Genomic DNA, 14,242 nt, shown 5'->3' with positions numbered 1-14,242 from the left:
AAGACCATGTGGTCTCACTGTGTAGTTACTTCCCATTACAAAATCTCCGAGTACTTCTTACCACTTAACTTTAAGCACTATCTTAGAAAGCAGTTCTTTGGACAAAAAGCCAGGAGGCTTTTTAAGAATAAACAGGAGCTGGCAATGCAGCTAATTGATAAATTTACGCCTGTTACAGAAACTACGTACTTACTCGTAAATGCTTGGCATACATCAGGAAAATTGATGCTTCATGCTCTTAAGAGAGGGTATCATACTATTGGAAGAATAATATCCAATCGTGTGATTTACCCAGGCGGCATTAAGACTAATATCAAAGAATTTGCCATCCATATACGTAGTAACGAAACTTGCATAGATACAAGCAGGAGACGACAACTATTATGTATACAGATATGGGGGTAAAATCATCGATATTGAAAATGCCGTAATTCTTATACGTTGGAGTAAGAAGATCTTTCTGACACACCAGCATTTATCGTAAGTACCGATGTAAGCCTAACCACCTTCACTATTATTGGATATTACCAGAACCGCTGGGATATTGAAGTGAGCTACCGGTATCATAAAAACTCATTAGGGTTTGATGAATACCAGGTTGAATCATTAACTTCAATAAAGCGTTTCTGGAGTATGGTCTTTATGACCTATACTTTTCTTGAGCTCTTCAGGGTCTCTAAAAGGAGAACCTTGAAACTTGAGACCATTGGAGATACCATAGGGTATTTCCGCAAACAATATACGGTCTGTATTGCCAAGTATGCATACTCTTGTGCAGAAAAAGGGTAAGTCTTGATGATGTAGTTGCCAAATTAGGGGTCACTGCATAAAGTTTTACATTTTACTGCATAAGTCAAATTATTAATTTTTTTGACATCCATTTCAAGGGCTCAAGAGCAGCGTATTCATTCAAAAGTGCTGCATAATATTTTTTTCACAGTATGATATATGATGTAATAATATATAATTAAAAATATAATGAATTTATGATTACACAGACAATATTGACGAGAAGCACTGGAATCTTTTAATTAACATTCCAAAATAAAAAGAAATAGTATATTATAGAAGCTGTAAAGTAAGCAAATATAAGTAGATAAGGATGGGGATGAGCATGATACCAAAAGTTGCGATGTTCGGCACCGGCTATGTTGGACTTGTATCAGGCGTTTGTATAGCCGATTTTGGCGTAAAAGTTATTTGTGTTGATGTTAATAAAGAAAAGATTGACGGACTCAATAACGGAAGAATTCCAATTTATGAGCCCGGCCTTGATGTTTTTCTTGAAAGGAATATAAAAGCAGGGAGAATACAGTTTACTACTGATGCCAAAAAGGCAATAGAGGAGTCCAACGTCTTGTTTATTGCTGTAGGTACACCTCCGAAGGAGAACGGAGAGGCTGACATGCAATATGTATATGCTGTTGCCGAAACTATCGGGGAGCATATGAACGGATACAAGGTTATAGTTGATAAGAGCACTGTACCTGTTGGTACAGGCCAAGTTGTAAAGAAGATAATAGCCGATAAGCTCAAGGAAAGAGGAGTCGAATATTCTTTTGATGTTGTGTCAAATCCGGAGTTCCTTCGCGAAGGTAAAGCCCTTTATGATTTCACTCATCCTGACAGAGTCGTTATAGGCGTTGAAAGTGAAGAAGTTGCGGAGATAATGAAAAAAGTATACAGGCCTTTGTATATTAATGAAACTCCGTTCATAATAACGAACATTGAGACTGCAGAAATGATTAAATATGCCTCCAATGCGTTTCTTGCAACAAAGATAACTTTTATAAATGAGATTGCGAACCTTTGCGAAAAAGTAGGGGCAAATGTTCAGCAAGTATCAACAGCTATGGGCAGGGATGGAAGAATAGGTCCAAAGTTTCTGCATGCAGGTCCAGGTTTTGGAGGTAGTTGTTTCCCTAAGGATACCAAGGCCCTTGTACAGGTGGCTGAAAAACATGGTGTTCATATGTCTGTGGTAAGTGCAGTAATAGAAGCAAACCAGAGGCAGAAAAAAATGGTAGTTAAAAAACTTGAAAATATTGCAGGAAATTTAAAAGGCAAAACAATAGGTATACTTGGACTTGCGTTTAAGCCTGAGACTGATGACGTGAGGGATGCTCCTGCATTGACAATAATAGCTGATTTGATCGAAAAGGGTGCCAATATCAGGGCTTATGACCCCCAAGCAATGGAGGAGGCTAAAAAGGCTCTTAAAGAATATGCCGATGGTATCTGCTATTGTAAACATGCTTATGATGCCGCTGAGGATGTCGATGCTTTGATTATTGTTACCGAATGGCATGAGTTCCGTAACATGGATTTGACGCTCCTTAAGAAAATAATGAGGGGTAATATTTTCTACGATACAAGAAATATTTATTCGAGAAAAGACATAGAAGAAAAAGGCTTTGTCTTTATAGGTACAGGACTTTAAAACTATAAAGCTTTTACGAAAGGATAAATTATGAAAAGAGCAAAAACTGTACTAGTATGCGCAGCATGGATCGCAGTAATCGGTATGATTGCAATAATACTTGGTTTTTCCAGCCAAAGTGGCAATGATTCTGTAAGTACTTCAGAAAAAATTGTTGACAGGATTATCAGTTTTTTAAAGCTTGACAAGGTTCTTGAAAGAAATGAAGTACTTATGGAAAACAGAAACTACATTTTTAGAAAAACAATGCATTTTGCAGAATATTTTATTCTTGCTCTTTTAACCTTTAATGCCTTGCGATTTGTAAGACTCAATAATACCAAAGCCACAGTTTTTGCTATGTTTATAGCCTGTGCTACAGCTGTTATTGATGAGCTGTACCAAAGAACAGTACCGGGGCGTAATCCTCAAATTATGGATGTATTTATTGATTCCGCTGGTGCACTTGCGGCTGTTCTTATATGTTTGTTTTTTGCCAGAAAAAATATGGACAACCGAACGAATGTTTGATATAATTATGGAAAAACATTTGAAAGAGGTTGGATATATGAATAAAGTAATTTTAATAGGGAGATTGACGCAGGATCCCGAATTGAGACACACTACCACAGGTAAATCGGTATGCCATTTTCGGCTTGCAGTAGATAGGAGATTTGCAAGACAGGGCGAACAGGAACAGGCCGATTTTTTCCCTATAATTGCATGGGAGAAGACCGGTGAATTCTGCAACAATTACTTCCGTAAAGGACAGAAGGTTGCGATAATAGGCAGGATTCAGAACAGATCGTGGAACGATGAGCAGGGCAATAAGCGCACTGTTACGGAAATTATTGCAGAAGAAGCGTACTTTGCCGACAGCAAGAAGGATAATTATACGTCGGACGGTTTTGAACCTAAAAATACAGATGCCGAAGGATTTTTCCCGATAGAAGACGATGACTTGCCATTTTAAAAAAGATGCCTTTTAGTAGGCATCTTTTTTTCTTAAAACTACCCAAATGGTTTTTAAAATTATAACTAAGTCAAGCCAGATTGACCACTCATCTATATATTTTGTATCAAGCCTTACTACATCTTCAAAGTCTGTAATGCTGCTTCTGCCGTTTACCTGCCACATTCCTGTAACACCCGGTTTGAAGCTTATTCTTCTTCTGTGATAGGTTTTATATTTTTTGACTTCATCCACAGTAGGAGGCCTTGTTCCTACAAGACTCATATCTCCTTTGAGTACATTGAAAAACTGGGGAAGTTCGTCAAGGCTTGTCTTTCTAAGTATCCTCCCCACAGGAGTAACTCTTGGGTCCGACTTGATTTTAAACATCAGTCCACCTTTGACTTGATTTTGAGCCATAAGTTCCCCTTTGCATTCTTCCGCATCGACATACATTGTTCTAAATTTATATATCTTAAATATTCTCCCGTTCATTCCTACCCTGTCCTGCTTGAACAGTACCGGCCCCGGAGAAGTCAGTTTAATGGCAGGTACTATGAATATCGAAGCAATTCCGGTGATAGCAAGTCCAACCAGAGCACCGACGATATCCATGATTCTCTTAATTAAAAGCTGAAATTGATTAATGCTTACCATATTGAAAGTGAGCATGGGGAGAGTACCCATACAGCTAAAATGTGTCTTTGCAACTTTGAGATTGTACAAATCCAGAATAACTCTTACCGTTATTCCCATTTCCTCACATATACATACATATTTTTCTACATCACCAACATAGTCTTTGGGGAGAGCAAAAATTACCTCATCAACAACATGGTTTTTTAGTATCTCCTCAAGGTTTTCTATATACCCAAGCGCTTTTTTGCTGTTGAATGTTCCGTTATTATTGTTGTTATGCACATTTACATAACCTACTACGTTTATTGTGATATTTGTTTTTTGGAGGAAATATATAAATTTTAATGCTATATTTCGGTCACCGACAAATATCACATTTGTGGTTGTGTTGCGCCGGTGCTTGCTTACGAAATGAATGTACATGAATCTTTCAAAAACCAAAAACGATATGCTTGTAACAGTGAAAACCGAGTAAAGTGTTCTGCTGAACATGGTTTCTTTTATGAAAAACATAAAGGATGCAACGAACATACATGATATAAGGGAAGACAGCAATATGTTTCTTAAGACTCTGTCATAATAATTAAAGGTTGTTTTGTTGTACATACCTAAAAATCCCATGGATGAAACCCAGAGGGGAATGTAAATTAAAAGTACCCATACAAAAGCGGTTATGCTTTGCAACACTCTAAGATGTGATGCTATGTAGTACGAAACAAAAAATGCTAAAATGAGAAAAAATATATCCAAAAATAATTGTCCTATGCTCACAAAAGCGTGTTTGTTTGAACTATGCATAACTGCCCCCTAATTTAGATTAAGAATTAGAAAAAGATATAAATGTAAAATATATAAATCGAGATTTAAATATATTGACATTATTATTATAATTCGTAATGAGAAATAAATCCATAGGGCAAAAGAATAAAAATGAGTTATTGTTGTATTTAAGCATAAAATATTAAGTCTTTACATTTGCTGACTGCCTTTGATATACTGTGTTGTATCCTCTTAAGGAATATTTTAACACTCCTTTTTAAAAAGTAAAGAATATTTTTATTTTACAGTAAGAAAATGGCAATTATGGCTTAAAGAACAGTAAAAATAAGTATTGACACGCATTCTTCGTGTAATATATAATAAGGTGTGTGCTATATTTAGCTGAGTTCCCAATTAAATCCACACTAGAAAGGTCGTAGTTTAGTCTTGGCACAATTGCTACCATCGGAGGGAGGGAAATACGTGTCTGAAGTTAGAGTAAAAGAGAATGAATCTCTTGATAGTGCTCTTAAGAGATTTAAGAGACAATGCGCTAAAGCAGGCGTATTGGCAGAAGTAAGAAAAAGAGAGCACTATGAGAAGCCAAGTGTTAGGAGAAAAAAGAAATCTGAAGCAGCAAGAAAAAGAAAGTTCAAATAAGGGAGGCGAATACGGATGTCCCTTAAAGACAAACTGATGGATGATTTAAAAGCAGCTATGAAGGATAAAGACATTACTAGAAAGAATGCCATCCAAATGGTCAGGTCGGCAGTGCTTCAGGTTGAGAAGGATAACAAGGTTACCCTTGACGACGATGGTGTATTGGAAGTAATCGCTAAAGAAGTAAAGAAAAGAAGAGACTCACTTACGGAGTATGAAAAATCCGGCAGACAGGATCTTATAGACGGCTTGAAAGCCGAGATAGATGTTTTACTAAAATACCTGCCTGAACAGCTAACAGAGGATGAACTAGAGACTATCGTAAAGGAAACAATAAGCGAGACGGGAGCAAGTTCGGCCGGTGATATTGGCAAAGTAATGCAGGCTGTACTGCCTAAAGTAAAAGGCAGAGCTGATGGAAAAATGGTAAATACAATTGTTAGAAAGTATTTAAGCTAAGACTGAAAAGCTCGATGAAAAGTCGGGCTTTTTTTATGCCGTTTTTCTTATATATTTCATTTGAACAATAGAAGCAAATACATTATAATTAATACATTATAATTTATCAAATTGATTTACATAATTTGGGTACAATTACACTATTTTGCGCGGGTGATGGAATGGAGCAAGACAGACTATGGTTGATGAACGATTTGCCTAATGAAAGAGTTGAATGGCTTTCAAAACAAGCCGGAATATCAAGACTCCTTGCCGGGATTTTTCTAGCCAGGGGAGTGGATGATCCGGACTATATAAAAGATTTTTTAAATCCCTCATTGGACAAGCTCCATGATCCTTTTGAGCTTTGCGACATGGAAAAGGCTGTGGACAGAATTGTCAAAGCTCTTCAAAACAAAGAGAAGATTTTGATATTTGGTGACTATGATGTGGACGGGATAACCAGCACATCCATTCTTTACGATTTTTTCAGAAGATATGATGAGAATGTCTGCTACTACATTCCCGACAGGTTAAATGAAGGCTATGGCATTTCCATGGCTGCTGCAAAAAAAATGCCGGATATGAATATTGATTTAATAATTACTGTTGATTGCGGGATTACCGCTTTTGAAGAGGTGAAATATATTACCGGCAATAATATAGACATTATTATAACCGACCATCATGAGTGCAGGGAAAGTGTTCCTGAGGCTTTGGCCGTAGTAAATCCCCACAGGCTTGACTGTACCTATCCCTTCAAAGAGCTTGCGGGGGTGGGTGTTGCATACAAACTGCTTGAAGCCCTTGCCAAAAAAATGAATGTTCCCGGGTTTGAGAGACGTTATCTTGACCTTGTCGCAATAGGAACTGTGGCGGATGTGGTTCCTCTATTAGGAGAGAACAGAATCATAGTGAAATACGGTCTTCCCATGATTGAGAAAACTTCAAACATCGGTCTGAAAAGCCTTATCAAGGTTGCAGGAATAGAGAACAAAGAAATAAACTCATTTTTAGTTGGCTTTGTTCTGGCTCCAAGGATAAATGCAGCGGGCAGAATAGGACATGCATCAAAGGCAGTGAGACTTTTGACTACAGATGATGAAAATGAAGCGATAGAGATTGCAAAGGAGCTGGATGAGCAGAATATATTCCGCAAGCAAAGTGAGCTTGCCATATTGGAGGAAACGGTTAATATTATTGAGACCGATAGAGACCTTGACAAGGAAAAGGTTATTGTAGTTGCGGGAGAGAGATGGCACCATGGTATTATCGGGATAGTATCCTCCAAAATAACGGAGAAGTATTATCGGCCAAGCATACTTATCTCCGTTGACGGTGATGAGGCAAAGGGCTCTGCAAGAAGCATTGAAGGATTCAATCTGTTTAGAGCCTTGATGCACTGCGAGAGTATTTTGGAAAAGTACGGCGGTCATGAGCAAGCGGCAGGTCTTGCGCTAAAGCCGGAAAATATTGATGAGCTAAGAAGGATGATAAACGAATATGCCGATTCCGTGCTTGATGAAAGCGACCTTGTTCCGCGAATAAAGCTTGATGTGGGAATAACAAAGGAAGATATGACCGTTGACATCTGTAGGAGCCTTAAACTTCTTGAACCGTTCGGAGAGAGCAATCCTCCTCCTTTATTAAGATATGACAACTTAAGAATTGCCGAGATACGTCCCGTGGAGCAGGAGAGCAAGCACGCAAAAATTAAATTTGAAGATAACGGATTTTTTATTGATGCCATTTGCTTTAACGCGGGAGGATTTATAGAGTGTTATGGCGAGTCGGATGTTGTGGATGTTGTATGCTCCATGGAAGTAAATTTATGGAACGGCAGAGAAAGTGTTCAGCTCAATATAAAGGACATTAGGCCGGGGAGGGAGATAGAGAGACAAGACAAGTTTTATTTTAGCCTTGACCGGTGTATTGATTTTATTATTCCACAGGAGGATAATATTGTTGATGAGGTTTTGTCAAAGATTCAAGTTATTGATTATCCTGGGGGAATTACACAGGCGATAGATGCTTTTTTAGCCCGGAGTGAGAGGACGGCTGTTTTGATAAATTCTCTTTTAAGTCTTGAATTTATTGAAAGTGCTTTAAAAAAATCATCGCTGTCCGATAAGAATAAATATGGAATATTTTACTCTTTTTTGCCTCAAGATAATAGCGAACCGGTATCCATAATAGTGAATCCGCATCCCGAAAGGGCTTTGCTTTCGAGCTTTGACCGGGTGATATTGTTTGGAACATGGATGTCGAAGGATTATATATATCAAATTGTACGAAAGATTGATTTAAACAGGGTTTATGTTTATAATAAAATAATAATCGATTTTGTTGATGATGATATTATATTAAAAAGACAAGATATGGCAGCGGTATACAAACATTTGAAATTTTACTGTGAAGGTAATGAACGGATTGTTTTGGAAAATTTATTTGATTTTGCCCGAGAAGTTTCGAAAAAGTACGGTATACCCATGAATTATTTCAAGGTAAAGAGAGCAATACAGGTTTTTGAGGAATTGTCACTTTTATCAAAACTCCCTTATGGGGAGAAGGGACAGATTGTTACTTTAAACAATGTTGGAAACATCAAAACAAACCTTGAAAATTCTTGTTTTTTTAGAAGTATTCAGATGTTGCGAAGCGGCTGATGTTTTTTGCTAGAGGTTTCACTGGCTTTGGTTGTGAATAAATAATATTATTGCAAGGAGGATTCCGTATGGATTTGAAGACAAAATTAAGAGAAGTAGCCAATTTCCCGAAGGAAGGCATAAATTTTATTGATATTACCACTGTACTTCAGGATGCAGAGGCATTAAAGGAATGTATTAATTCCATGAAAGAGAAAATAGAGGCCTTTGGTGACTTTGACCTCATTGTGGGACCTGAATCTAGGGGATTCATTTTCGGTACACCGCTGGCATATGCTTTGGGAAAAGGGTTTGTACCTATCAGAAAAAGAGGAAAGCTTCCGTACAAGACTATTAGTGTTGAATATGAGCTTGAGTATGGCACGGACATACTTGAGATGCATATAGATGCAATTAAAGAGGGACAGAAGATAGTTATTGTCGATGACCTTCTTGCAACAGGAGGAACCACAAAGTCAAACATAAAGCTGGTGGAGCAGCTGGGAGGAGAAATCCTTGGTATAGTTTATTTTGTTGAACTTTCTTTCTTAAACGGTAGAGAGAAATTAAAAGGCTACAATGTAGAATCCATAGTTCGGTATTAATATATGGTTCATACGTAAGTAGAATCAGTTTTGAAGTGATGTGGGGGAATACTTGATGGGTGACGGATACAGCAGACTTATCAAAAAAATAAAAAAATACAACCCAAACTGCGATTTTGAACTCATTGAAAAGGCTCATAATCTTTCGCTGGAGGCTCATAACGGTCAGCAAAGAGAATCCGGAGACCCTTTTATTGTGCATCCCATGGAAGTTGCCAACATACTGGCGGACCTTGAGCTGGATTGTACTGCAATAGTTGCGGGCATTCTTCATGATATCGTTGAGGATACTTCCTATACTTTTGAGCAGATTAGGGAGAATTTCGGTGATGAAGTTGCAAATCTAGTGGACGGAGTAACCAAGCTGGGCAAGATTCCCTACACCACAAAAGAGGAATTGCAGGCCGAGAACCTTAGAAAGATGTTCCTTGCCATGGCAAAGGACATCAGAGTTATTCTCATTAAGCTGGCTGACCGTTTGCACAATATGCGCACTCTTAAGTATGTACCCCAAGAAAAACAAATTGAGAAGGCAAAAGAGACTCTTGAAATATATGCCCCTCTGGCTCACAGGCTGGGTATATCAAAGATAAAATGGGAGCTGGAGGACCTTTGTCTAAGGTATCTTGATCCTAAAGGCTATTACGATCTTGTGAACAAGATTGCCAAAAAGAGGATGGAGAGAGAAGCCTATATTTCAGATATTATCAAAACCATTCAGGAGAAAACCGTTGAAATCGGCATTGAAGCACGTATTGAAGGCAGACCCAAGCACTTTTACAGTATTTACAGGAAAATGGTGCAGCAGAACAAGACCATAGAGCAGATATATGACCTTTTTGCCGTGAGGGTAATTGTTTCTTCGGTAAAAGACTGTTACGCCGTTTTGGGCCTTGTGCATGAAATCTACAAGCCCATGCCCGGAAGATTCAAGGATTATATAGCGATGCCAAAGCCGAATATGTATCAATCTCTTCACACCACGTTAATCGGGCATGAGGGTGTACCTTTTGAGGTACAGATAAGGACATGGGATATGCACCGGGTAGCCGAGGTGGGTATAGCAGCCCATTGGAAATATAAAGAGGGCAAGGCTGCGGACGATTACGACAACAAACTGGCTTGGTTAAGGCAGCTTTTAGAATGGCAAAAGGAAATGCGGGATGCCAGTGAGTTTATGGAGACATTGAAAATAGACCTTTTTACCGATGAGGTTTTTGTTTTTACACCCAAGGGTGATGTCATAAGTCTGCCTACCGGTTCAACGCCCATAGATTTTGCCTATGCAATTCACAGCGCCATCGGCAACAAGATGTCCGGTGCAAAAGTGAATAATAAAATTGTGCCTATTGACTATGTGCTTAAAAACGGTGATATAGTAGAGATACTTACATCTTCAAATGTACATGGACCAAGCAGGGACTGGCTGAAAATTGTAAAGAGCTCCCAGGCAAAGAATAAGATTAACCAGTGGTTTAAAAAAGAAAAAAGGGAAGAGAATATTGTAAGAGGCAAGGAAATGATTGAAAAGGAGCTCAAAAAGCAGGGATTTACTGCAAGCCAGCTCTTTAAACCCGAGTGGGTGGATATAATACTCAAAAAATATACTTTTGCTTCCCTTGAAGACCTTTGGGCAGCCATAGGTTATGGTGCACTTACTGCAAACAAGGTTATTTCGAGACTTAGAGAGGAATACAGGAAAACTGTCAAGGCCGAAGAGCTTGCAGAGCAGATAGTCAAAGAGGATGAGAAGAGAAGCAGGATTCATGCAAAAAAGGTACCTGAAAACGGTATAATTGTTAAAGGTATAGAAAATTGCTTGGTGAGGATTTCCAGGTGTTGCAATCCTGTTCCCGGTGACGATATTATCGGATATATCACAAGGGGTAGAGGTGTTTCGGTACACCGGAAAGATTGCATTAATGTTACAAATAATATTGACGGTGACAACAGACTTATTGAAGTAAGCTGGTACACCGCAAACAATGTGGCATATAAAGCGGATATTACTGTGATGGCCAATGACAGAACGGCGCTTTTGATGGAAATAACCAATGTCATTGGAGAATCAAGGATTCCGCTTAAAGCGATAAATGCAAGAACAACCAGGGATCAGATTGCGATTATGAACCTTACTTTGGAGATTACAAATACGGAGCAGCTTGAAAATATCATCAAAAAAATCAGAAGAGTTGATGGTGTGTTTGAAGTAACGAGAAACAGACAATAAAAAGCTTGAGTAATTTGCTTATGACAAGAAGGGGATTTTATGAGGGCAGTTGTACAGAGAGTGGTATATTCCAAGGTTACGGTTGAAGGTGAAGTAACAGGAAAGATAGAAAAGGGCCTTACGGTGCTTTTGGGTGTGGGTTCCGATGACACCGAAAAGGATGTTGAGTATCTTGCGGACAAAATCGTAAACTTAAGGATTTTTGAAGATGAAAACGGAAAGATGAATCTATCCCTAAAAGATGTCGGGGGAGAGCTTTTGGTTGTATCTCAGTTTACCCTCTACGGCGATTGCAGAAAGGGTAAAAGACCTGGGTTTGACAGGGCGGCAAGACCTGAGACGGCAAAAGAACTCTATGAGAAATTTGTTGATGTGTGCCGCAGCTATAATGTAAAGGTTGAAACCGGTAAATTTCAGGCTATGATGATGGTGGAAATCCATAATGACGGGCCTGTTACAATGCTTATTGACAGTAAAAAAGAATTTTAGGCGGTGGTTTGTATGATAATAAAATGTTTGCCCATAGGGCTTTTTGATTCAAATTGCTATATTGTTGGCCAGAATGGGGAATGTGTGATTATTGACCCCGGATGCGATCCCGCAAAGATAGTGGATGCCGCTAATGAAAACAATCTGGAAGCTAAATATATAATAATAACCCACGGACATATCGACCATCTGTTGTCGGTGGATGAAGTACGGGAAAAGACAGGGGCCAAGGTTCTTATTCATGAAAAGGATGCTGCAAAATTGACAGACCCTGATTTAAACGATCCTGTCGGAATGGGATTGGGCAGGAAATGCAAGGAAGCTGACAGGCTTTTAAAAGACGGTGAAGTGATAACGGTTGGGGGACTTGATTTTGAGATAATTCACACACCCGGACATTCCGCAGGGGGTATTTGCATAAAAGTTGGCGATGTAATTTTTAGCGGAGATACTTTGTTTAATATGGGTATCGGCCGTACCGACTTTACCGATGGGGATTTGAACACCCTTTTGGATTCCATTGAAAACAAGCTTATGAAGCTTGATGACAATGTAGAAGTTTACCCGGGACATGGGGAACCTACGACAATTGGACGGGAGCGAAATATGTTTTGTTAAGTATTGAAGGATTTGGGTTATGGTTTTTAAAATCCTTGTAAAAATGTGTATTTACTAGATTTTGCAGTTTGGTAGGAGTTTACATGGATATATACATAAAGTTGGAAGGACACGAGTTTCGATACGAAATAGAGAATATAATAAAATTGTTTTTTGATAACGGGAGTACAGGAATATCATATCGCGACCCCGGAGAGGATTACCGGGGAATTTTGCTTTATTCACGCCTTGATGCACCTTCAGAAAACGATGGGCAATATCAAGTGGAAACTATGATTTGTGTAGACGGGAAGAAGGCATTCAAAGATAATCATTTATTTTCTGTTTCATTGCCAAAAAAAGATGCAAATTATGTGCATGAAGAAAGGAAAATACGAAAGAGAGAGGTTAAAAGACAGGTATATATAGCGCTGTCTCAGTTTACGGGAAAAAAGATGCCTTGGGGAATGCTTACCGGGATAAGGCCTGCCAAAATTGTTCATGAACTCATGGACAAGGGCTGTTCCAGAGAAGAAATAAACTCAAGGCTGACACAGTATTATTTTGTTTCCGATAAAAAGTCAAAAATTTTATATGATGTTGCAAAAAAAGAGCGGCATATACTGGAGGCCAGTGAACGGGATATGGTGGGAATTTATATTGGCATTCCTTTTTGCACCACCCGTTGCCTTTACTGCTCTTTTACTTCGAATCCGGTTAAAAAATATGAGCATATGGTGGCAAGCTATATTCAGGTGCTAAAGAAGGAAATAATGAGTGTAGGCAGCATCCTGGACAAAAAAAGATTAAGGATAGAGAGCATATACATAGGTGGAGGCACACCTACTTCTCTTGAGGCTTCGTACCTTAGAGAGCTCCTTATGTATATTGAGCAGGTATTGGACTTAAAGGATATAAAGGAGTATACATTGGAGGCCGGAAGACCTGATTCCATTACTCTGGAAAAGTTGGAGGCAATCAAAAAGAGCAAAGTAGACAGGATAAGCATTAATCCCCAGTCCATGAATGATGAAATCCTGAGAAAAATAGGAAGGTTTCACACGTCAAAGGATATAGTTGATGCCTTTAAGCTTGCCCGCAGCATAGGATTTGACAATATAAACATGGATGTTATTGCGGGACTTCCCGGAAGCAAGCTTGAGGACTTCGTAAAAACCATGGATGAAATAGGTGCCTTAGAGCCTGAAAGTGTTACTGTCCATACCATGGCAATCAAGCGTGCGTCGCGGCTTAATGAAGACAAAGAAAACTATAGCCTGACATCGGGAAATGAAGTGTCCCAGATGGTTGATGCTGCTTATGATATTCTGACAAAAAAGGGATTGGAGCCGTATTATCTCTACAGGCAGAAGAATATGCTGGGCAATCTTGAGAACATCGGATACAGCAAGGCGGGCTATGAGTCAATATATAATGTTCAGATTATGGAGGAAAAGCAGTCTATTATAGCGTTGGGGGCTGGAGCCATAACCAAGGTGGTTTTTCCTGAAAGCAACAGGATAGAAAGGGTCTCTAACGTAAAGAATGTAGAGGAATATATTGCTAGAATTGGCGAAATGATTACAAGAAAAAATACACTTTTATTCACCTGTGAATTATAATATAATAAAATTGCAGCTATTTTTTGCTTTTAATGATTGCATTCCCTTTTACGGAAACAATTCACCGGAGAAATTCATTTTATTGATTTTGGCTGTCGCTTTTTCGGTTGTGCTATTTATAATGACAATTAAAAGCGGTAAGTTGTAAAATTAATTGCCCAAACATGATAAAAAAGAAGTGACTCAA

The 14,242-nt window shown here is 38.7% G+C and carries 12 protein-coding genes and 1 pseudogene; 12 read left to right on the top strand and 1 reads right to left on the bottom strand.

What is annotated here, in order from left to right; genetic code table 11:
* The 4 genes and pseudogenes from PLH43_RS07160 to PLH43_RS07145 form a co-directional block, all read left to right on the top strand.
* Positions 1-830 (top strand): annotated as a pseudogene (locus PLH43_RS07160) (IS701 family transposase); the annotation flags it as partial.
* A gap of 284 nt (positions 831-1,114) precedes the next feature.
* A complete protein-coding gene (locus PLH43_RS07155; RefSeq protein WP_324361551.1) occupies positions 1,115-2,440 on the top strand; it encodes a UDP-glucose/GDP-mannose dehydrogenase family protein in 1,326 nt (441 codons plus the stop codon).
* 30 nt (positions 2,441-2,470) lie between these two features.
* A complete protein-coding gene (locus PLH43_RS07150; protein ID WP_324361548.1) occupies positions 2,471-2,950 on the top strand; it encodes a VanZ family protein in 480 nt (159 codons plus the stop codon).
* Between the two features lie 37 nt (positions 2,951-2,987).
* Entirely contained in the window at positions 2,988-3,392 is a 405-nt protein-coding gene (locus PLH43_RS07145; protein ID WP_324361546.1) for a single-stranded DNA-binding protein, read from the top strand.
* Positions 3,393-3,404: 12 nt separating this feature from the next.
* Here PLH43_RS07145 and PLH43_RS07140 read toward each other — a convergent pair whose 3' ends face one another.
* Positions 3,405-4,808: a sugar transferase gene (locus tag PLH43_RS07140; protein WP_324361544.1), complete on the bottom strand. Its 1,404-nt coding sequence runs from the start codon at positions 4,806-4,808 to the stop codon at positions 3,405-3,407.
* 444 nt (positions 4,809-5,252) lie between these two features.
* Here PLH43_RS07140 and rpsU point away from each other — a divergent pair, with 444 nt between their 5' ends.
* From rpsU to hemZ, 8 genes are all read left to right on the top strand, one after another.
* The gene (gene rpsU / locus PLH43_RS07135) at positions 5,253-5,429 is read left to right on the top strand and encodes a 30S ribosomal protein S21 (RefSeq protein WP_324361542.1); all 177 of its coding nucleotides are present in this window, start codon (positions 5,253-5,255) and stop codon (positions 5,427-5,429) included.
* Positions 5,430-5,444: 15 nt separating this feature from the next.
* Positions 5,445-5,888 (top strand): GatB/YqeY domain-containing protein, encoded by a 444-nt coding sequence (locus tag PLH43_RS07130; RefSeq protein ID WP_324361539.1) that lies wholly within the window; start codon positions 5,445-5,447, stop codon positions 5,886-5,888.
* Between the two features lie 161 nt (positions 5,889-6,049).
* Positions 6,050-8,533, top strand: a complete 2,484-nt coding sequence (recJ, locus tag PLH43_RS07125) for a single-stranded-DNA-specific exonuclease RecJ (protein WP_324361537.1) — start codon at positions 6,050-6,052, stop codon at positions 8,531-8,533.
* 68 nt (positions 8,534-8,601) lie between these two features.
* Positions 8,602-9,117, top strand: coding sequence for an adenine phosphoribosyltransferase (locus PLH43_RS07120; protein ID WP_324361535.1), 516 nt, complete (start codon positions 8,602-8,604; stop codon positions 9,115-9,117).
* 55 nt (positions 9,118-9,172) lie between these two features.
* Positions 9,173-11,347, top strand: a complete 2,175-nt coding sequence (locus PLH43_RS07115) for a bifunctional (p)ppGpp synthetase/guanosine-3',5'-bis(diphosphate) 3'-pyrophosphohydrolase (RefSeq protein WP_324361533.1) — start codon at positions 9,173-9,175, stop codon at positions 11,345-11,347.
* 39 nt (positions 11,348-11,386) lie between these two features.
* Complete coding sequence (gene dtd / locus PLH43_RS07110) at positions 11,387-11,836, top strand: D-aminoacyl-tRNA deacylase (RefSeq protein ID WP_324361532.1); 450 nt, start codon at positions 11,387-11,389, stop codon at positions 11,834-11,836.
* A gap of 12 nt (positions 11,837-11,848) precedes the next feature.
* Positions 11,849-12,454, top strand: a complete 606-nt coding sequence (locus PLH43_RS07105) for an MBL fold metallo-hydrolase (RefSeq protein ID WP_324361530.1) — start codon at positions 11,849-11,851, stop codon at positions 12,452-12,454.
* An 83-nt stretch (positions 12,455-12,537) separates the two neighbouring features.
* Positions 12,538-14,055: a coproporphyrinogen dehydrogenase HemZ gene (gene hemZ, locus PLH43_RS07100; protein ID WP_324361528.1), complete on the top strand. Its 1,518-nt coding sequence runs from the start codon at positions 12,538-12,540 to the stop codon at positions 14,053-14,055.
* The last annotated feature ends 187 nt before the right edge of the window (positions 14,056-14,242 follow it).

The organism is Acetivibrio sp., from assembly GCF_035371925.1.
Taxonomy (GTDB): Bacteria; Bacillota; Clostridia; order Acetivibrionales; family Acetivibrionaceae; genus Hungateiclostridium.
This window is presented reverse-complemented; position numbering and strand designations above follow the sequence as displayed.